We start from the raw sequence: 18697 nt of genomic DNA, 5'->3' as shown, positions 1-18697 counted from the left end.
GCAATCAGCTTGAAGGTTGAGATGCGGGGGCAGTCTGTTCGCCCCCGAAATGGCGTCGCAGCCAGGCATTGATGTCATTGGCGACCTGCCCAGGTCCATCGCCCGATACGCCCCAACGTGACAACGGAACCCGTGTTGCCGGGCGGGTGTTGCGAAAAACCAGAACCACCTTCGAGGTGCTGCGGTCCTCTCGCGAGGTATGGCTGCGGTCAAGTTCGGCACTGTCGAGCGCCTCGAGCGGATAGTCCCGCTGACGCGTGCCGAGGCGCGATGTCCGGATGATGCTGACCAGCCCCGACCCTGCGTCCAACCTGAGCCGTGTGCGCTCGGACAGGGCGATATATCCCGCGAGAAAGGCCCCGTTCAGCCCGACCAGCAGCACCAGCGCGGTCAGGATTTCTCCCCCGATCAGATTGGCCAGCCCGATCAGGGTGATCGGCAGGACAGGCAGCATGACGAACCACAGGATAAAGCGCGGTATCGCCAGTTCCAGTTCCAGTCGTTCGGGCGTATTCGTCTCAATACTCATGACGGGTTTCCCTTTCCCTGGCGGGAAAGCCAGCCATTGACGACGCCCGTCAGATGCGCCACCTCTTCGGGATCCGGGCGGAACATGGGCACTATGATCTCGCGCCGCTCTGGTCCCGATCCGCAAATCAGCACCAGCCGGGTCTCATCGTTTCCTGCCGCCGTGCCATAGTGCGCGATGCTTTCCAGCTTGTGCAGGTCCGAGAGTGCGAATGTCTCTTCACGCCGCCCGCGCAATGTGGTCACACGCAGCCGGACAAGACCGGCATGCCTGTCCAGGCTCAGTTGAGTCAGCTGCACCAACTCGTGCATGTAGAGCCAACCGATCAGGCCCACCACGGCAAGCACGATGATCCCCGTTCCGGTCGCACCATCCCCGATGGCTGCCAGGCCCGCCGCGATCGCCACCAATATCACCGCCGCAGCAATCACCGCCCGCCGGACCGGACGATTCTCGATCTCCAGCACGCTGTCGGAGATTTGCGTCACGCGCAGCGGATCAGCCAGAAACTCGGCCAGTGTCATGGGCCTGCACCCAACGACGTGTCGATCCGCCCCTCGACGTCGCGACAGTCGTCCGGGGCATCCCGGCGGCATAGGGTTGCCGCAAAGCTGGCCTGGATGCGGCCTTCATCCTCAAGATCCAGCAGGTCGATCGACATCTGCGGCGGCTCTTCCTCGCTTTCCCAGACCGCGCCCGCCATCGCCCCGCGATCGGGCCGCATGTCGATGGTCAGACCGGCGGGCGGCGTATCTCCGGAAGGCTTGCCGTGAAAGATCAGGCCGATAGAAATGCTGCCGTCACCAAGTGCATGCAGTTCGATCATGGTCAGCGGGCCGATATCGGTGATCTGCACCATCGCCGAGCCATCATCCTGACGCATCACCTGCCAGTTCAGTTCTTCACCGTCCAAGTTTGCCCCGATCTCGCCGATGGCGTCCAATGCACCAGCGGGGGTTGCGATTCCGAGGGCCAGGACAAGCGGGACAAGCACCTTCATTGGCATTCCTATCGGCTGATCAGCTGTTCGCGGACGCCCCGCGCCGAATTGCGTTTTGTTCCCATCGCCTCATTGGCCGAGAAGAAACTGATGATCCCGTCCGAGCGCCGCGCACCGGTGCCGAATTGCCATTCGAATTGCGGCGCCGAGGCAATCTGGCAATCCTGAACCAACGCCCATTCCCAAGGCTCCGCGCCGGGCTCGGAACCCGTTGAAGTCAACATATAAAACTGCGGGTCCATTGCCTCGCCACGCACAAAGTCAAAGCGCAGCGGCTTGTTGCCACCTCGAACCGGCACCAGTTCGGTCTGAATGCCGTCCGAACCCAGATACAATCGGTTGCGGTTCCGATCATAAATGATCTCGAAGGTGCTCTCCTGAACGCCTATTGCCACACTCGTTCCGATGGCGGCTTCGGTCCACGTTCCCGCGATCAGCGGACCAATCTGTCGCAGGTCAAAATTACCGGCGCGATGGACGTCCGCGTGGCAGACCGGGTTGGACGGTTCACCGGCCAGTGCTGAGGTTGCCGTAGCGATCAGCAGCAGGGCCGCAGTTCGGGCAAAGGCGGGTCCAGCCATCTCAGTCAAGCTCTTCAAGCCGGGTGTCGAAGCTGAAGGTGACGGGCCGGGTTTCGGATGAGGGGCCGCCACTGACTTGCCCGGTGAGCGTGCCCTTCAAGGCGACAATCCCGTCGCCCGGCGTGAATTCCTCCAGGGTCAGTGTCAGGCTGTCCTGATCGCCGGTCCAATTCCGTCCCATGTCGCGCGCAAAGATGATCGTCAGCGCCATTTCGCCGGGCGCGGGCAATTCGCCATTGATCGTCAGTTCCAGATTGACCGGCCCCTGATCGCCCTCCATCTGTGAGGCAAGCAAGGAGGCATCGGCATAGTTGCCGATGATCGTCGCGCCGGACAATTCGGGGGCAACAGTCAGCTCCAGCGGCTGATCGCCAAAACTGCCGGTAACCAGCCCTCCAGGCTCGTCGGCCAGCGCCGGCAGCGCCAGAAGACAGGCCAGAACAGGTATGCCCGCTCTTCGCATGGTCGAGAAGATGGTCAAGCGTAGATCCTCCTACTGTTTGATTCCGAGTTTAGTTCTGCTCAAGACTGGCCGCCCCGTTCGTTTGAACGGGGAACATGTAGTCTCCTGTGATAGAGTTCAGTCCGGAACCTGGTTTTCATTTTGGGTTGTGGTGATGAGCTTGCGGTATCACATCGTTCAGACCGCGTTGATGACGGCACTTGTGTTCATGGCCGTACCAGCGGCTGCCGAGGACGTCCTGCTGACCCTGACCGGCGCGGTCACGGACGGCAGAGTGGAGATGACGCGCGCGGATTTCGATACGATGGACTGGCATGAGTTTTCGACATCGACCAGCGTCACAGATGGCAGGCCGGAGTTCCGCGGTGTGCTGATGCGAGACGTCCTCGCCCATGCCGGAGCCGAGGGAAGTAGTGTGCGCGCGACAGCGTTGAACGACTATGTCGTCGATATACCTGTCGAGGATTTTCACCGGTTTGATGTTCTAGCCGCGCTTTACATGGATGACGTGCCTCTGACCCCGCGTGACAAGGGTCCAGTCTGGATCGTCTATCCGCGCGACAATCACGGCGTTCTGGCCGATATACGGTATGACATGCGATGGGTCTGGCAGCTTGTCGCGCTGCATGTGCAATGACCGGCACAGGCGGGCGGGCCCGCTATCTGTGGCTTGGTGGGACTCTGTTGCACAAATTGACTGACGGTCAGAGTTCCCCTTTCCCCCGACGGAGTCATCCCACGGCTTGAGTTTCGGGTATGCCGAGTGCGGTGAAGCCGTTCAGGACGGCGACACGGATCTGGAACTCCGCGACCTGGCGGTCGAAGTCCCGCGCCATGAGGCGCTGACCCAGCAGTTTCACACAGTGCATCTTCGTTTCGACGCGGCTTCGGCGGTGATAGCCGCTCCATCGTCGCCAGATCGTCCTACCGAAGCGCTTCGATGCGCGCAGGGCTTCGTTCCGTGCGATTGCTCCGGCAGAGTCGGGCTTCCATGGCTTGGCGTTTTTGCGGGGTGGAATGATTGCAGCGGCACCCCGGGCGGCGATGGCGTCATGGCATTTGCGCGTGTCGAAGGCGCCATCAGCGGTGACGCTGGCGATCTCTTGATCAGGCGGAATCTGGTCGAGCAATTCGGGCAGCATGGGCGCATCGCCCACATCGCTGGTCGTGAACTCCGCCGCCCTAATTTCCAGCGTTTGCTCGTCAATTCCGATGTGGATCTTGCGCCAGACGCGGCGTTTGGTGCCGCCGTGCTTGCGCGCGTTCCACTCCCCTTCGCCCTCGACCTTGATCCCGGTGCTGTCGATCAAGAGGTGCAGCGGCCCTTGTGATCCGCGAAACGGGATGTTGACCTTCAGGGTCTTCTGGCGGCGGCTGAGGGTGCTGAAGTTCGGCACAGCCCAGTTCAGGTCGATCAGTCGAAGCAAGCTCTCGACGAACCCAGTCGTCTGCCGCAGCGCCATCCCGAACAACACCTTCATCGTCAGGCAGGTTTGGATGGCTGCGTCACTGTAGTCGGGCTGTCGCCCCCGTTTGCCGGTCGGCGCAGCCTCCCAGATCATGGAGGGATCAAACCAGATCGTCAGCGAGCCGCGGCGCTTGAGCGCTTCGTTATATGTGGGCCAGTTCCTGGTCTTGTATGCGGGGGGTGTGGGTCTGCTCATGCCCTCCAGCTACCATACTGGATTCACAAGATGAATCCCTCACAGGATTTGTGCAACAGAGCCTCCGGGAGGAGGAAAACCTGCTGCATGATTATGTCATGAATATCGGCTACCGCTGAGCAGGCGCAAGGGAACACCCATGTCTCTTGCATCGGCATGGGCCCTTCGCCGGCAATGGCGCAATGCACCCCTGCCTGGGATGTGGCCAGGCGATGATCCTTCTGCAGGCAATGCCCGCAAATAACGCGGCCGACAGGACATCGCCTGGAGGCACCGACAACCGCTGTCCCCTTGCCTTAGGCCAGCCTGTTCCCTTGCATTAGCCGCCGGCGATGATCGCCCGCAAACCGGCACCGGAGCAGTAATCAGCGCAGGCAGGGGCTGCAGCACCGGCATGATCGAGTCTTCCCCAGCGCCCTGACGCGGCGACCTCCGGCTCCTGACGACGCATCATTGCATGATCGGGGGGGTGTTGGAATCACGCCCGACCCGACCAGATCTTCGCCGCCTGCTGCGCCTCCCACATCGCGCGGTAGCGGCCCGGCCGCGCCAGCAGCTCGGAATGCGTGCCGAGTTGGACGACGCGCCCGTCATCCACGACAGCGATCTGATCCGCGCCGGCGATGGTCGACAGCCGATGGGCGATCACGATGACCGTGCGGTCGCGCACGACGGCATCAATGGCGCGCTGAACGGCGCGTTCGCTTTCGGTATCCAGCGCCGCGGTAGGCTCGTCCAGGATCAGGATCGGCGCGTCCTTCAAAAGCGCGCGCGCGATCGAGATGCGCTGACGCTCCCCGCCTGACAGGCGGCTGCCGATCTCGCCCAGGGGCGTATTCCAGCCAAGCGGAAGCCGCTCGATGAAATCGAGGCATTGCGCGGCACGGGCTGCCTCGCGGACCTCGGCCTCGGTCGCGTCTGGGCGGGCCATGCGGATATTGGCCATGACGGTGTCGTTGAACAGATGCACGTCCTGGAACACCACGGACAGCATCCCGCGCAGGGCGCTCTCGGGGATCTGGCGCAGATCCGCCCCGCCGATCAGGATGCGGCCCTTCTGGGGATCGGCGTGGCGCAGGATCAGTCGCGCCAGCGTGGTCTTGCCCGATCCCGAGGGACCGACCAGTGCGGTCAGGCTGCCCTCGGGGATCGTCAGATCGACATCGCGCAGGGCCGGGGCATCGGCCCCTGCATAGGCAAAGCTGGCAGCTTCGAATCTGATGCCGCAGTGTGCCGGCGTTCGCGCGGGCAATGCCTGATCCAGGGGGGCAATGGCAAGCAGCGCCTTGATCCGGTCCAGGGCTGCCTCGACCAGTTCCAGGATCGCGGTATAGAGGATGAAGGTCGCCAGCGGCTCGGACAGCCGCACCACGATCACCAGAAGCGCGGCGAAAAGCGCGAGATCCATCGTCCCCGCGACCACGTAGGCCACGCCGAGCCCAAGCATCAGGACCAGCCCGACCTCGACGACGGTCGAGACGATGAGATTCGGCTTTTCTCCCTTGCGATGCCCGTAGATCTGGATCTCCTCGAGCTTGCGGAATGTCCGTTCAAGCCTGCCGGCGCGCGCTCCGGCCTGCAACGCGGCGCGCAACACGGGCAAGCCCTGCGTGTATTCCAGCACATCCGCATTCGCCTGCTGGTGGGCGGCGCCCAGAATGCGCTTGCCGCGTCCGATCGCGGGCCGGCGCCAGCGATACAAAGGCAGGATGGCGGGAAACACGACCAGGATCAGCAGCCCCGCCCGCCAGTCCAACGCCAATAGCGCCAGCCCCGTCACCAGCGGCGTGACGACCGAGATGAAGATCAGGTTGAGAATGGTCAGCGTGGTCAGAAGGTTTTCATCGACGTTGTTGATGACCATCGAGTTCAGCTCGCCGGTGCGGTGGCCGTGCAGCGTCTCCAGCGGCATGCGCCGCATCTGCTCGCCCAACCGCAGCCGGACACGATGCGTGGCCGCGGCCATGCGGCCGTTGAAGTCGAAGCCCTGCGCCCACCATCTTGTTGCCGTCGCCGCGATCATGAGGATCGTGCAGATCCCCAGCCAGCGCAGTGCACCCAGCCAGTCCCTGCCGTCGAAGGCGGCGACAAGGAGCGGCGCGATGGCCGCCAGCGCCAGTCCCTGCAACGCTGCGGCAAGCAAGAGGCCGAGAATGACCGCCCGCAAGCGCGGGGCGTCCTCGCCCACGCTGTACTGCAGTTGGCGCCAGGTCTCGCGGATCGCGGTTGGGCCGGGGCGGCCGGCCGGGATGGTGCGCCCGGTCATTCGGCGGCTCCCTTCCTCATGTGTCCCAGGGTCCATGCCTGCGCCTCGGCATGGCTGGCCCAAAGCCGTGCATAGCGCCCCGGCTGCGCCAGCAGGTCGTGGTGGCGACCCGTCTGGACAAGCCGGCCCGCATCGAAGACCAGGATCTGGTCGGCATGGACGATGCTTTGCAGGCGGTGGGTGACCGTGATCACCGTCTTGCCACGGGTGAGTTCGCCAAGCGCACGGATCAGCGCGGCCTCGTTTTCCGAATCTGCAAAGGCCGTCGCTTCGTCCAGGACGAGGACGGGCCGGTTCTGCAGAATCGCACGTGCGATGGTGATGCGCTGTCGCTGGCCGCCCGACAGCAGCCCGCCCCGCTCGCCGGCCGGCGTGTCGTAACCTTGGGGCAGTGCCGCGATGAAATCATGCGCCTGCGCGGCGCGGGCCGCGGCGATCACCTCTTCATCGGTCGCATCGGGACGACCGAGCCTGATATTCTCGGCGATGCTGTCGGAAAACAGGAAGGTATCCTGAAAGACGAAGGCCACCTGCCGCATGAGGTCGTCGGCGCCCATGTCGCGAATATCGACCCCGCCGATCAGGATGCGGCCGCCGGTCACGTCCCAGAACCGCGGGATCAGCCGCGCAACGGTGCTTTTGCCCGCGCCGGACGGTCCGACCAGCGCCGTCACGCTGCCGGGTGCGGCAACGAAACTGACATGGCGCAGCACCTCGGTCTCGTCAGGGCCATAGCGAAAGCTCACATCGTCGAAGACCACGCTGGAATCCGCCGGCCGGCGCAAGTGGCCCTGCGCCGGGACCGGCAGCAGCGGCGCGGCCAGCACGTCATGGATGCGCGCGATCGACAGCCGCACCTTGTCGATCATGTGGCGCAGCATCATCATCGGCATGACCGACTCGGCCATCCCGGTGCATAGCAGAAGAATTGCCAGCCACCGCACCGCGTCGAGGTCGCCCTCCCGGACCCGCCAGAGCCCCAGCCACAGCACGACGGCCAGCGTCGGAAGCGGGCTGAGGATTGCCCAGGTCATGCGGACCGAACGGCCGGAATCGCGATACCACCGCGCCAGCACCGCCAGATAGGCGTCAAGCGCCTGCTGATACCGGCCAAAGCTGGAGTGGCCGGTGTCGAAATTGCGGACCACCGGCATCGCCTGGACGAACTCGACCACCGCCGCGCTGACCTTCTCGCGCGCTTCGTTGTAAAGCCGCGCCATGTTGCGTCGGCGCTTCTGCGCGCCACGCATCGACAGGATGCCCAGGCCCAGAACCGCCAGCACCGCGAGCGCCATCCGCCAGTCGAGCCAGAGCAGGATCGCCGCCGTGGCCAGCGGCGTGACATAGGCGCGGGCATAAAGCGGCGTGCTGTCAGCGACGAAGACGTGCAAGGCCTTGACGTCGTCATGGATTACCTTGGTCAGCCCGCCGGCACCCTGGGCCTGGATATAGCCCAGGGGAACCTCCGCCATCCGCTCGGCCAGACGGCTTCGCAGGATACGCTCCAGCCGGAAGGCGGCATAGTGGGATTGATTGAACGCACCCAGCCGGGTCAGATAGCTGGCGACCGTCCCCACCAAAGCACCCAGCATCCAGACCCACGGCACCTGGCCCGGATGATTGCGCAGCGCCAGCACCGTCATCGCCAGGCAGATCATCGTGGCGAGGACCGCCAGCCCGGAGACCGCGCCCAACCCCATGGCAAGGCGGATCTGGCGACGTACGGGTTCCATGATGGCCCAGGCCCGGTCGTCGTCATCCCCGCGCTCTGGCCTTGCGGCATGGCTGGCAGCTCTCATGCGTCATGCTCCCTTGAACTGCATTGGGGCCGGATAGGGGATATCCGGGCTCTTGGGCCGGGCAGGTCAGAACCCGTCGGCAGATTGGTTCCATCGACCCGGTGGTTGACCATCTTGCTACATCGATATGCGTTCGTCGAAAAAGTCGTGGACACAGCCATGGACACCATCCGGTTCGATACCATGCAGGTCACGCGGGCGTTGCGGACCGCCTGCCCGAGCAAACCCGTCAACCAGATCGCAGGTCATGATCTAGGGCCGCCGCGCCTGGATCAGGCGCCACCAGCCCTCGATGCTGGGCTCCTGAAGCAGTTCCCGCGCGCTGACCGTGATGCCCGCCTGCTTCAGTTCGGCGACCAGCTTCAGCACCGACAGCGAATCCAGCCCGAGGAACAGCAGGTTTTCATCGGAACCAATCTCCGCCTCGTCGGGGACAAGCGCCTGCACACGCGTTTCCAGCCATGCCCGGCCGAGCGTTTCGATAGATCCGATGTCGTTCATTTCGATCCCGTCCTGTGCTGCGCGGCCAAGCCTTTCCTTGACACCGCCATTAGTTGAGTATTTTTATCAACCACTATCGCCAGACGCAAGGGGATGAACATGGACCTGACCGCCATGCAGGCAGCCTATTGGACCGGGCGCGATTGGAAGGGGCCGGGCGGCGGCGTATCCGCGCATCTGCATACCGAATTCCAGCCGCAAGGGCTGGAGCCGCAGCGGCTGGACCGCGCGGTGCGCGGGCTGTTCCGCCGGCACCCCATGCTGCGGCTGCGGGTCACGGCCGCAGGCCAGCAGGTGATCCAGCCGCTGGACGACCGCCACGCCCTGCGGGTCGAGGATCTGCGGGCGCTGGCGCCGGATCAGGCGCAGGCACGGCTGGCCGCGACGCGGCGGCGGATGACGCATCAGCGGCTGGACATCGCCTCGGGCGAGGCGGCGGAATTCCTGCTCAGCCTGCTGCCGGGCGACGAGCAGCGGCTGCATGTCGACCTGGACATGATCGCGGCCGATCCCTCCTGCTTCGGGCTGATCATGGACGACCTGGCCCGGCTTTACGAAGACCCGGCCGGGATCGCTGCGGTCGAGGAACCCGAAGGCTGCTATTTCGACTATCTGGGCCGGCTGCCCCCCGACCCGGCGGCCGAGGCGGCGGATCGGGACTGGTGGCGGGCGCGGCTGCGCGACATGCCGCCGGCGCCCTCGCTGCCGCTGCGCGACGGGGCGGCCGCGCCGGAAAGCACCCGGATCTCGGCCCTGCTGCCGCCGGCGCAGGCCGCGGCGCTGCGGGGGCTTGCGCGTGAATTGCGGGTCACGCAGACCGCGCTTTACCTGGCGGTCTTTGCCGCCGTGCTGGCGCGGGCGACGGGCGACCGGGCCTTTCGCCTGACGCTGCCGGGCTTCTTCCGCGCCCCGGTGATGCGCGGCGCCTCGCGGCTGGTCGGGGATTTCACCAATATCCTGCCACTCGGCCTGCGGGTCGGGCCCGAGGCCACGCTGGCCGGACTGGCGCGCGAGGCAGGGCGCGAGATCGCCGAGGCGCTGTCGCATCAGGCCTGCCCCGGCGTCGCCGTGCTGCGCGAGATGTCACGCGGCGGCCAGGACATGGAATCCGCGCCGGTGGTCTTTACCAGCGGGCTCGACCTGGACGGGGCGCAGCGCCAACTACTGAGCCCTCGCGTCGGCCGGCTGTTCGGGCGACTGGTCTGGAGCGTCTCGCAGGCGCCGCAGGTTGCGCTGGACGTGCAGGTCGCATCGCTGGCCGAGGGCGTGCTGCTGAACTGGGACCTGCGGCTTGACGCGCTGCCCGGCGACTGGGTCCGCACCGCTTTCGATGCCTGCCACGCGGCGCTGTGCCGGCTGGCCGATGCGCCCGATCTGGCGGCGGCGCCGCTGTCGGACTGGCTGCCGGCACCGATGCGGATGCGGCGGCTGGGCGAGCTGCAAAAGGCCTATCTGCTGGGCCGCGAGGCCGAGCTGCCGCTGGGCCGCACCGCCATGCAGGAATATCGCTGCTATCGCGGCCCGCTGGATGCCGAAGCCCCGGCGCTTCGGGCCAAGGCGCTGATCGAGCGGCACGAGGCGCTGCGCTGCCGGCTCGACCCGGAGCATTCCGCGCTGCGCGTGCTGGACGAAGCCGAGCCGCCGCTGGAACGGATCGACCTTTCGGGACTGGCCGTCGATGAGGCCGAGGCGCAGCTCTCTGCCCTGCAGGACGAATTCGCCCGCGCACCGCTGCCGCTGGACGGGTTGCTGTGGCGGCTGGTGCTGGTGCAATTGCCCCGGCCCTGGGAACAGGCTTTGCTGGTCAAGATGGACGCCCTGGCGCTGGACGGCGCCGGGATCGCGCAGGTGATCGCCGAACTGATGGCGCCCGGGTTGCCGCCGGCCTCCGCCCTGCCCGAGCCGCCGCCCGAACAATCCGACCGCGCCGCCGATGCCGACTGGTGGCGCGCGCGCCTGGCCGGGGTCGAGGGGCCGCCGCGCCTGCCCTGGCGGCAACCGCCGGAGGGCATCGACCGCCCGCGCTGGCGCCGCGACAGCCGCCGGATCCCGCGCGAGCAGCTGGCTCGCCTGGCCCGGCTGGCCGCGGCGCAGAAGCTGACCCGCAACAGCATCGCCATGGCCGTGGTGCTGGAGGTGCTGGCGCGCTGGACCCCGGACCTTGCACCCTGCGTCGCGGTGCCGGTGGCGCCGCCGCCGGGCGGGGCGCTGGCCAACCGCTCGTCCTTCATCGCCGTCGACTATCGCGCCGACCGGGGCGGCTTCCTGGACCATGCCCGCCGGCTGCAGGAGGACCTGCTGGAGGGCATGGCGCATCCCGGTCTGTCGGGGGTCGGCCTCAGCCGGCTGCTGCTGGCGCAGAACGGCGGTCGGATCGCGCTGCCGGTGGTGCTGACCAACGGCATGGGCTGGGACCGGGTGCCCGCCGATGCCGGGCTGCGGCTGGTGGACGGGCTGGTGCAGACCCCGCAGGTCGCGCTGGACCTGCGGCTGTCGCTGGATGCGGACGGCGCGCTGCTGCTGCAAGCCGATCACGTCGAGCAGGCGCTGGAGCCTGCGGTCGTCGGCGCGTTGCTGGACGCCGCCGCCCGCGCCTTTGCCGCCCTGGCCGGACGGGACGAGCTGACCCTGGCCGGCGCCGATTTCCTGCCGCCGCTACCCGCGGCCCCCGCCGGGGCGGAACATGCCGGCCCCGGCCATCTGGAGCGCATCGCCGCGCAGCTGTTCGGCGGCGATCCCGACCGCACGGCCCTGATCTGCGACACCCGCCGCACCAGCTACGGCGCGCTTGGCCTGCGGGTGCGGCGCGTGATGGCCGGGCTGGCCGCGCGCGGGCTCGCGCCGGGCGACGTGGTCGCGATCTGCCTGCCGCGCGGACCCGAGCATCTGGTGCTGACGCTGGCCTGCGCCTTCTCGGGGCTGGTCTGGGTGCCCATCGACGCCGCCGCGCCGCCCGAGCGGCGCGACTACCTGCTGCGCAATTCCGCGCCGCGGCTGGTCGTGGCCGGGACCGACCTGCCCGGCTGGCCGCTGGCCTCGCCCCGCACCCTCGAAGCGCATGACCCGGCCCCGATCCCGCAGGGGCTGGCCGCGCTGTCCCGCTCCGAGGCGGCGGCCTATTACCTTTACACCTCGGGCACCACCGGGCGGCCGAAATGCGTGGTGCTGAACAACCGCGCCACCGCGAATGTCATCGGCCATACGCTGGATGCCTGGGGGATCGGGGCCGAGGACGCGGTGATCTCGGTCACGCCGCTGCATCACGACATGTCGGTCTTCGACCTGTTCGGCACCCTGGCCGCCGGCGCGCGGCTGGTCATGCCCGCGCCGGCCGAGGAAAAGGACGCCCTTGCCTGGAACCGTCTGGTGCGCGACCACGGCGTGACCGTCTGGTGCTCGGTCCCCGCCATCGTCGAGATGCTGCTGGCCTGCGCGCCGGATGACGGGCTGACCTCGCTGCGGCTGGTGGCACAGGGCGGCGACTACATCAAGCCGGCGGTGATCGACCGGCTGCGCCGGCTGCGGCCCGATGCGGCGCTGTGGTCGCTGGGCGGCCCGACCGAGACCACGATCTGGAGCATCTGGCACCGGATCGGCCCCGAGGACGACCGCATCATCCCCTATGGCCGCGCCCTGCCCGGCAACCGCTACCTGCTGCTGAACCCGCAGGGCGAACCCTGCCCCGAGGGCGTGGCCGGCCGCATCCACACCACGGGCGTGAACCTGGCGCTCGGCTATCTGCGCGACGGCGCGCTGGAACAGACCGACTTCACCGAGGTCGAGGGCATCCGCGCCTTTCGCAGCGGCGACCTGGGTCGGCTGCGCGGCGACGGCACCATCCTGTTCGACAGCCGGGTGAACGGCTATGTCAAGGTGCGCGGCGTGCGCATCTCGCTGGCCGACGTCGAGGCGGAGCTGGCCGCCCATCCCGCCGTCGCGCAGGCCCTGGTCGTAGACATTCCCGACGCGCGGGGCGAGACGGTGCTGGCCGCGCTGGTCGCCGGCCGCGACCTGCCCGAACCGGCCGCGCTGCGCGCCTTCCTGCGCGAGCGGCTGCCGCAATCGCACCTTCCCGACCGCATCCTTGCAATCCCGGCGCTGCCGCTGTCGGCCAACGGCAAGCCCGACCGCCGCCGCGCGCGCCAGATCGCGGGCCAGCCCGGCCCCGGGCCCGTCCTGGCGCCGAAGGTGCCGGCCGACGAACCCGCGGACGCGCTGACGGGCCTGATCCTCGCCGCCTTCCGCGAGGCGCTCGGCGCGCCCGGAATGGGGCCCGAGGACGATTTCTTCGACCATGGCGGGCATTCGCTGGTCGCGACCCGGATCATCGGCAGGCTGCAGGCCGAGCATGGCATCGCCCTGCGCTTCACCGACATCTTCCGCCATCCGACCGCCCTCGCGCTGGCCGGGATCGCCACCCGCAGCGCGCCGGCCGCACCGATGCCCGCAGCCGGGGACGACGCGGCCGGGCCCCAGGCGGCGCCCCTGTCGCTGGCGCAGCAATCGCTGTGGAAGGCCTATGCCGCCTTCGGCTATGGCGGCATCTTCAATCTGCCCTTTGCCCTGCGTTTCCCGACCCCGGTGGACGAAGCGGTCTTCGGGCTGGCCTTCGGCGACCTGATCCGCCGCCATCCCGTGCTGCGCAGCCATTTCCGCGAGGAAAACGGCCAGCCGCTGCAAGAAGTGGTCCCGGTCGAGCGGCTGGGCAATTATCGCTGGTTCTGGACCAGCGCCGAGGCGGGCGAGGCAAACCGCCGGACCGAGGCCGGCCATGTCTTCGACCTTGCCCGCGAATTGCCGCTGCGGCTGCGCTTCTTCCGCGAGGGGGACGAGCAGGTGCTGTCCATGCTGTTCCACCATATCGTGCTGGACGAATGGTCGCTGAACCTGCTGATGGACCAGCTTGGCCACGCCTATCGCCAGCGCGCGGCGGGGCTGGCGCCGGATTGGCCCGACCAGCCGCCGGGCTTCCACCGCTTCGCCGCCGCGCAAAGGGCGGCGGATACGGACCGCGCGCATCTGGACTACTGGCTGGATCACCTGCGCGGCGCACCGCGTGCCCGCCCGATCCTCGGCGCTGCGCCGGGCGGGCAGGACCCGCAGGGCGGCTGGACCCGGATCGACCTGCGGGCCGAGGTCGCACGCGGGCTTTACGCCACGGCGCGGCGCAACGCGGCCTCGCTTTTCGCGACGGCCTATGCGGCGATCGGCGCGGCGCTGGGGCGGCTGGGCGGCATCGGCGACCTGGTGATCGGCACCTCGGCCTCGGGGCGCAACGATCCGGCCTGGTTCGACACGGTGGGCTATTTCACCACCATGACCGCGCATCGGCTGGCGCTGGGGGCTCAGGACACGCCCGCCGCCCTGATCGCGCAGGTGCGCGACCGCATCGCCCGGTCGCTGCCGCATTCCGAGGTCCCGCTGGACCTGGTGGGTGAGGCGCTGACCGGCAATCCCGTCACCCGGCTGGACGAGATGTTCGAGGTCTTCATCCAGCTCCACGCCCGGAACCGGATGAACGGCGCCATCGCGCTGATGGACGGCAGCCGCGTCGAATACCGGCAGATCGACCCCGACAAGGCGGAATCGCTGCTGGGCCTGCAATTCGAGATCGTCGAGGACGTGGCGGACGAGACCGCCGGCCTGCGCATCATGCTAAGCCATCGCGCCGACCGCTACGGCCCCGCCGAAATCCGCCGGATCACCCAAGCGGTCGAGGCGATGCTGGCCCGCTTTGCACAGCCGCAGGACGATCAGCCGCTGGACGCCGGCGAGGCAAGCCCCAGATGCGCGGCCAGCGTCTCTCCGGCATAGGCGTGGCGAAAGCGCCGCGCCTCGGCCAGCGCCGGGATCAGTTCGGACAGCAGCAGGTCCAGCGATTCCCCGCTGCCGCCCGGCAGGGCGATGAAGCCGTCCATGGCCCCGGCATCCGACCAGGCGGCGATCTCGGCCAAGGCCTCGGCCGGGGTGCCGACGAAGGTCCAGTGCCCGGAATTGGCGACCTCGGGGCGCAGCAGCAGGTCGCGCAGGGGCGGGCTTTCCTGCCGGATCAGCCGCTGCAGCAGCCCCGAATGGGTGCGGCTGCGCAGCGCCGCGTCCCCGGCCGGCAGGTCCGCGGGGGTCAGGGGGCGGTCCTCGGGCCAGTCGCCCAGGTCGCGGCCGACCAGCGCCCCCAGCTTGGCCCGCAGCGCGGCAGGATCGCGGCGGGCCTGCGCCTCGCGGAACATCTCCTGCGCCTCGCTCCGGCTGGGCGCCAGATAGGCGTGAAAGCCCGGCAGCAGCCGCGGCGCGTCGTCGCGGCCGGCGGCGCGGGCCCGGCGCTGCAGGTCCGACCGCAGCTCTTGCCCCGCGGCAGGGTCGGGGACCGAGGCGAAGATCGCATCGGCGACCGAGGCGGCGAAGCCGCGGCCCTCGGCCGAGGCGCCGGCCTGGAACAGCGCGACGCGCGCGGGATGGCGCGGCACGTTCAGCGGCCCCTCGACCTGATAGAAGGCGCCGCAATGGTCGATGGCCGCCAGCCCTTCGGCACCGTGGCTGTCCCAAAGGCGGCGCACGACATCGGTGAACTCGGCCGCGCGGGCGTAACGCTCGGCCGCCGAGGGCATGGCGGCAAGGCCGAAATTCCGCTCTCCATCCAGCGCGGTGACGATGTTCCAGCCCGCCCGGCCGTTGCTGAGCCAGTTCAGCGTCTGCAATTGCCGCGCGGCGACATAGGGCGGATTGAAACTGGTCGAGACCGTCGTGACCAGCCCGATCCGCCGCGTCGCCCCGGCCACGGCGGTCAGCACCAGCGTCGGATCCAGCGCCGCCCGCGCGATGCGCGGCCCCGCCCCCTTCGGGTCGATGTAAAGGCTGTCTGGCTTGAAGACGAAATCCAGATGCGCGGCCTCGGCCCGGACCGCCAGCGCGCAATCCAGCGCCAGCGCCTGGTCCGGGGCCGGCGGCGGCCCCCAGGTCCGGGCAAGGGCCAGACCGATATGCAGCATCCGCGCCATCGCATGCTCCTCGTGAAAATTGCGTCTGGATAATTCCGAGTGTTTTACTTTACGAACCGGAGGACGCGATTGCCAGCCGGAGTGAAAACGTGATCCGCATCCAGGGCCTGACGGTCGGCTATGGCCGAAAGCCGGTCATTCGCGGGCTGGACGCCTGTTTTGCGCCAGGGCGCTTCACCGCGCTGGTCGGGCCGAACGGCTGCGGCAAATCGACGCTGCTGAAGGCGGTGATGGGCTTTCTGCGTCCCCAGGCCGGCCGCGTCACGCTGGACGGCGTGCCCATGGCGCGCATCCCGCGCCGGGCGCTGGCACGGCGCATCGCCTGGCTGCCGCAAGAGAACCATTGCCCCGACTACCTGACCCTGGGCGAGCTGGTCGAGATGGGCGGCCATGCCCGGCAGGGGCTTTTCGCCGGGCCGGACGACCGCGACCGGCTGCTGTTTCGCGAGGCGCTGCGCATCGTCGGGCTGCAGGATCAGGCGCATCTGCCGGTCAACGCCCTGTCCGGCGGCCAGCGGCAGCGCGCCTTCATCGCCATGGTGCTGGCGCAGGACACGCCCGTCGTGCTGATGGATGAGCCGGTGAACCACCTGGACGTCACCTATCAATATGCCCTGCTGGGGCTGGTGCGCGACCTGACGCGGCGCCATGGCCGCACGGTGGTCTCGGTCCTGCACGACCTGAACCTGGCGCTGAGCTTCGCCGACGAGGTGGTGATGATGTCGGGGGGAGAGGCCCGCGCCTCGGGGCCGGTGGCCGAGGTCCTGAACGCCGCGAACCTGCGCGAGGTCTTCGACCTAGACGCGCAGGTCATCCGCCACGAGGGGCGGCGGATCTGCCTGCCCGCCCTGCCGGAGCCCAGCGCATGAGGCGCGGCTTTTCGGTCCTTGCGGTGCTGGCGCTGGCGCTTTGCCTGCTGCTGGCGCTGTCGGCGGGCGAAAGCTGGATCCCGCCCTCGGGGATCTGGGCCGCGCTGGCCCGCTTTGACGAGACGCGGCAGGCGGATGTCATCGTGATCTACCAGCGCCTGCCGCGCGCGCAGATCGCCATGCTGGCCGGGGCGGCGCTGTCCATGTCGGGGGCGGTCCTGCAGGGCGTGCTGCGCAATCCCCTGGCCTCGCCCTCGCTGGTCGGGATCAATGCCGGGGCGGCGCTGGCGGTGGTGGCCGGCGCCTTCCTGCTGGGGCTGGAGCCGCGGGCGCAGGGATCGGCCGCGCTGGCGGGCGGCGGCCTGGGCTTCCTGGCCAGCCTCGGCGTCGCGCGGCTGGCCGGCCATGCGCATGATCCGCGCGGGCTGGCGCTGATCCTGTCCGGCGCGATCGTCTCGATGTTCCTGGGCGGGCTGACGCAGGCGCTGCTGCTGTCCGATCCGGCGCTGCGGCAGGATTACCTGGGCTGGCTGGGCGGCAATGTCAGCCATGTCCATGCCGAAAGGCTGGCGGATTTCTGGGGGCTGGCGGCGCTTGGCATGGCGGCGATGCTGCTGCTGGCCCGCCGGCTGTCGCTGCTGGCGCTGGGGGCCGAGAAGGCCGCCTCGCTGGGCATCGACGTGGCGCGCACGCAACTTCTGGCGCTGGGGGCGGCGGTGCTGGCCTCGGCCTCGGCGGTGGCGATCTGCGGACCGCTGGGGTTTCTGGGACTGGTGGTGCCGCATCTGGTGCGGCCGCTGACCGGCCCGCGCTTCGGGGCGCTGCTGCCGGGCTGCGCCCTGGCCGGGGCCTGCCTGTGCCTGCTGGCCGACCTGATCGCGCGCATGGCGCTTGCCCCCTTGGCGCTGCATACCGGCGTCGTGCTGGAGCTTCTGGGCGGCATCGCCTTCATGCTGATGGTGCGCCGCTTCTACCTGCGCGGAGCCGAGGCATGAGCAGCCGCGCCCTGGACGGCCGCCGCGTGCTGCGCCTGCCGGGCGGGATGCAGATCGGACTGGCGAATCTGGCCGCCGCGCTGGCCCTGACGCTGGCGAGCCTGGGGCTGGGGGCGGTTTCGCTGTCCTGGGGCGAGACGCGGCTGGACCTGCTGGCGCCGCTGGATGCGGATCAGGCCTTCGCGCTTTACCAGGTGCGGCTGCCGCGCCTGCTTCTGGGCTTCATGGCGGGCTGGTCGGTGGCGCTGGCCGGCGCCATGCTGCAATCGCTGGCCCGCAATCCGCTGGCCGATCCGGGCCTGCTGGGCCTGTCGCAGGGCGCGATGGTGGCGATCATGGTCCTGACCGTGCTGGCCCCCGGCCTGCCGCCGGCCTGGCTGCCGGGCGCGGCGCTGCTGGGCGGCCTTGCGGTCGCGGCGCTGCTGCTGGCGCTGGTCCGCGGCCATGCCGGCGGGCTGGCCGTGCTGCTGATGGGCATTGCGCTGGAATCGACGCTTTCGGCGGTGACGGCGGTGCTGGTCCTCTATACCCCGCCCGAGACCTCGCATGCGCTGGCCGGCTGGATGGCCGGGTCGCTGGCCCTGGCCGACTGGCCGCGGGTGACGATGCTGGCGCCATGGTTCGCCGCCAGCCCGATCGCCATCCTGCTGCTTGGCCGGGCGCTGCGGCTGGTCGACCTCGGCACGCCCATGGCGATGGCGCTGGGGCTGGATGCGGCACGGGCGCGGGTGGCGGTCCTGATCGTCGCGGTGCTGCTGAGCTCGGCCGCCTTGACGGCGGTGGGGCCGCTGATGTTCCTCGGGGTCATGGCGCCGCAGCTGGCGGCGGCGCTGTCGCCCGCCTCGGGCCGGGCGCGTCTGGTGCTGGCGGCGCTGACCGGCGGGCTGCTGGTCACGGCGGCCGACATGCTGGCGCGCAACGCCGGCACCGATATCGGCCTGCCGGTCGGGCTGGTCCTGGTGACGCTGGGCGCGCCGCTTTTCGTGCTGGCGATGCGGATGCGGCTGTTCCTGCGGATGAGTTCAAGCTGAAAAG

15 protein-coding genes are annotated in these 18697 nt (G+C 68.7%); 5 read left to right on the top strand and 10 right to left on the bottom strand.

The window, feature by feature from the left end; translation table 11 throughout:
* Nucleotides 1-4: 4 nt before the first annotated feature.
* Genes E3U25_RS24600 through E3U25_RS24580 form a run of 5 tightly spaced genes read right to left on the bottom strand, consistent with a single transcriptional unit; the run spans nt 5 to nt 2591 of the window.
* Nucleotides 5-529: a TMEM70/TMEM186/TMEM223 family protein gene (locus E3U25_RS24600; RefSeq protein WP_011749579.1), complete on the bottom strand. Its 525-nt coding sequence runs from the start codon at nt 527-529 to the stop codon at nt 5-7.
* Entirely contained in the window at nt 526-1053 is a 528-nt protein-coding gene (locus E3U25_RS24595; RefSeq protein ID WP_011749578.1) for a hypothetical protein, read from the bottom strand. The genes E3U25_RS24600 and E3U25_RS24595 overlap by 4 nt, the downstream gene beginning before the upstream one ends.
* Nucleotides 1050-1529 (bottom strand): hypothetical protein, encoded by a 480-nt coding sequence (locus tag E3U25_RS24590; RefSeq protein WP_011749577.1) that lies wholly within the window; start codon nt 1527-1529, stop codon nt 1050-1052. Before E3U25_RS24590 ends, E3U25_RS24595 begins: the two co-directional genes overlap by 4 nt.
* A gap of 8 nt (nt 1530-1537) precedes the next feature.
* The gene (locus tag E3U25_RS24585) at nt 1538-2110 is read right to left on the bottom strand and encodes a hypothetical protein (protein ID WP_011749576.1); all 573 of its coding nucleotides are present in this window, start codon (nt 2108-2110) and stop codon (nt 1538-1540) included.
* Nucleotide 2111: 1 nt separating this feature from the next.
* Nucleotides 2112-2591 carry a hypothetical protein gene (locus tag E3U25_RS24580; protein WP_072463934.1) on the bottom strand — a complete coding sequence of 160 codons (480 nt, stop codon included), beginning with the start codon at nt 2589-2591 and terminating at the stop codon, nt 2112-2114.
* 136 nt (nt 2592-2727) lie between these two features.
* On the opposite strand from E3U25_RS24580, the gene E3U25_RS24575 reads away from it, so the two are divergent.
* A complete protein-coding gene (locus E3U25_RS24575; protein ID WP_083539298.1) occupies nt 2728-3210 on the top strand; it encodes a putative pterin-binding protein in 483 nt (160 codons plus the stop codon).
* Between the two features lie 94 nt (nt 3211-3304).
* On the opposite strand, the gene E3U25_RS24570 is transcribed toward E3U25_RS24575, so the two are convergent.
* The 4 genes from E3U25_RS24570 to E3U25_RS24555 all read right to left on the bottom strand — a co-directional run bounded on the left by E3U25_RS24570 (nt 3305) and on the right by E3U25_RS24555 (nt 8803).
* Nucleotides 3305-4237, bottom strand: coding sequence for an IS5-like element ISPpa8 family transposase (locus E3U25_RS24570; RefSeq protein ID WP_028713484.1), 933 nt, complete (start codon nt 4235-4237; stop codon nt 3305-3307).
* A gap of 478 nt (nt 4238-4715) precedes the next feature.
* Nucleotides 4716-6503 (bottom strand): ABC transporter ATP-binding protein, encoded by a 1788-nt coding sequence (locus tag E3U25_RS24565; RefSeq protein WP_072462911.1) that lies wholly within the window; start codon nt 6501-6503, stop codon nt 4716-4718.
* On the bottom strand, nt 6500-8302 hold the full coding sequence (locus tag E3U25_RS24560) for an ABC transporter ATP-binding protein (protein ID WP_083539174.1): 1803 nt from the start codon (nt 8300-8302) through the stop codon (nt 6500-6502). Before E3U25_RS24560 ends, E3U25_RS24565 begins: the two co-directional genes overlap by 4 nt.
* Nucleotides 8303-8554: 252 nt before the next feature.
* Entirely contained in the window at nt 8555-8803 is a 249-nt protein-coding gene (locus E3U25_RS24555) for a phosphopantetheine-binding protein (protein WP_036697886.1), read from the bottom strand.
* A 99-nt stretch (nt 8804-8902) separates the two neighbouring features.
* On the opposite strand from E3U25_RS24555, the gene E3U25_RS24550 reads away from it, so the two are divergent.
* Nucleotides 8903-14617, top strand: a complete 5715-nt coding sequence (locus E3U25_RS24550) for a non-ribosomal peptide synthetase (RefSeq protein ID WP_166435570.1) — start codon at nt 8903-8905, stop codon at nt 14615-14617.
* On the opposite strand, the gene E3U25_RS24545 is transcribed toward E3U25_RS24550, so the two are convergent.
* Nucleotides 14557-15798 carry an NtaA/DmoA family FMN-dependent monooxygenase gene (locus E3U25_RS24545; RefSeq protein WP_072462914.1) on the bottom strand — a complete coding sequence of 414 codons (1242 nt, stop codon included), beginning with the start codon at nt 15796-15798 and terminating at the stop codon, nt 14557-14559. The genes E3U25_RS24550 and E3U25_RS24545 overlap by 61 nt on opposite strands.
* A gap of 89 nt (nt 15799-15887) precedes the next feature.
* Here E3U25_RS24545 and E3U25_RS24540 point away from each other — a divergent pair, with 89 nt between their 5' ends.
* From E3U25_RS24540 to E3U25_RS24530, 3 genes are read left to right on the top strand one after another with little or no spacing between them, the layout of a single operon-like run.
* The gene (locus E3U25_RS24540; protein WP_072462915.1) at nt 15888-16667 is read left to right on the top strand and encodes an ABC transporter ATP-binding protein; all 780 of its coding nucleotides are present in this window, start codon (nt 15888-15890) and stop codon (nt 16665-16667) included.
* A complete protein-coding gene (locus E3U25_RS24535) occupies nt 16664-17662 on the top strand; it encodes a FecCD family ABC transporter permease (RefSeq protein WP_116222475.1) in 999 nt (332 codons plus the stop codon). Before E3U25_RS24540 ends, E3U25_RS24535 begins: the two co-directional genes overlap by 4 nt.
* Nucleotides 17659-18693: an iron ABC transporter permease gene (locus E3U25_RS24530; protein ID WP_116222474.1), complete on the top strand. Its 1035-nt coding sequence runs from the start codon at nt 17659-17661 to the stop codon at nt 18691-18693. Before E3U25_RS24535 ends, E3U25_RS24530 begins: the two co-directional genes overlap by 4 nt.
* Nucleotides 18694-18697 lie beyond the last annotated feature (4 nt).

It is taken from the genome of Paracoccus versutus, assembly GCF_029909795.1.
GTDB classification, from domain to species: Bacteria; Pseudomonadota; Alphaproteobacteria; order Rhodobacterales; family Rhodobacteraceae; genus Paracoccus; species Paracoccus versutus.
This window is presented reverse-complemented; position numbering and strand designations above follow the sequence as displayed.

Coding starts and splice junctions, on each gene's coding strand:
- E3U25_RS24600 (WP_011749579.1), bottom strand. CDS start 529: ATGAGTATTGAGACGAATACGCCCGAACGACTGGAACTGGAACTGGCG.
- E3U25_RS24595 (WP_011749578.1), bottom strand. CDS start 1,053: ATGACACTGGCCGAGTTTCTGGCTGATCCGCTGCGCGTGACGCAAATC.
- E3U25_RS24590 (WP_011749577.1), bottom strand. CDS start 1,529: ATGAAGGTGCTTGTCCCGCTTGTCCTGGCCCTCGGAATCGCAACCCCC.
- E3U25_RS24585 (WP_011749576.1), bottom strand. CDS start 2,110: ATGGCTGGACCCGCCTTTGCCCGAACTGCGGCCCTGCTGCTGATCGCT.
- E3U25_RS24575 (WP_083539298.1), top strand. CDS start 2,728: ATGAGCTTGCGGTATCACATCGTTCAGACCGCGTTGATGACGGCACTT.
- E3U25_RS24570 (WP_028713484.1), bottom strand. CDS start 4,237: ATGAGCAGACCCACACCCCCCGCATACAAGACCAGGAACTGGCCCACA.
- E3U25_RS24565 (WP_072462911.1), bottom strand. CDS start 6,503: ATGACCGGGCGCACCATCCCGGCCGGCCGCCCCGGCCCAACCGCGATC.
- E3U25_RS24560 (WP_083539174.1), bottom strand. CDS start 8,302: ATGAGAGCTGCCAGCCATGCCGCAAGGCCAGAGCGCGGGGATGACGAC.
- E3U25_RS24555 (WP_036697886.1), bottom strand. CDS start 8,803: ATGAACGACATCGGATCTATCGAAACGCTCGGCCGGGCATGGCTGGAA.
- E3U25_RS24550 (WP_166435570.1), top strand. CDS start 8,903: ATGGACCTGACCGCCATGCAGGCAGCCTATTGGACCGGGCGCGATTGG.
- E3U25_RS24545 (WP_072462914.1), bottom strand. CDS start 15,798: ATGGCGCGGATGCTGCATATCGGTCTGGCCCTTGCCCGGACCTGGGGG.
- E3U25_RS24535 (WP_116222475.1), top strand. CDS start 16,664: ATGAGGCGCGGCTTTTCGGTCCTTGCGGTGCTGGCGCTGGCGCTTTGC.
- E3U25_RS24530 (WP_116222474.1), top strand. CDS start 17,659: ATGAGCAGCCGCGCCCTGGACGGCCGCCGCGTGCTGCGCCTGCCGGGC.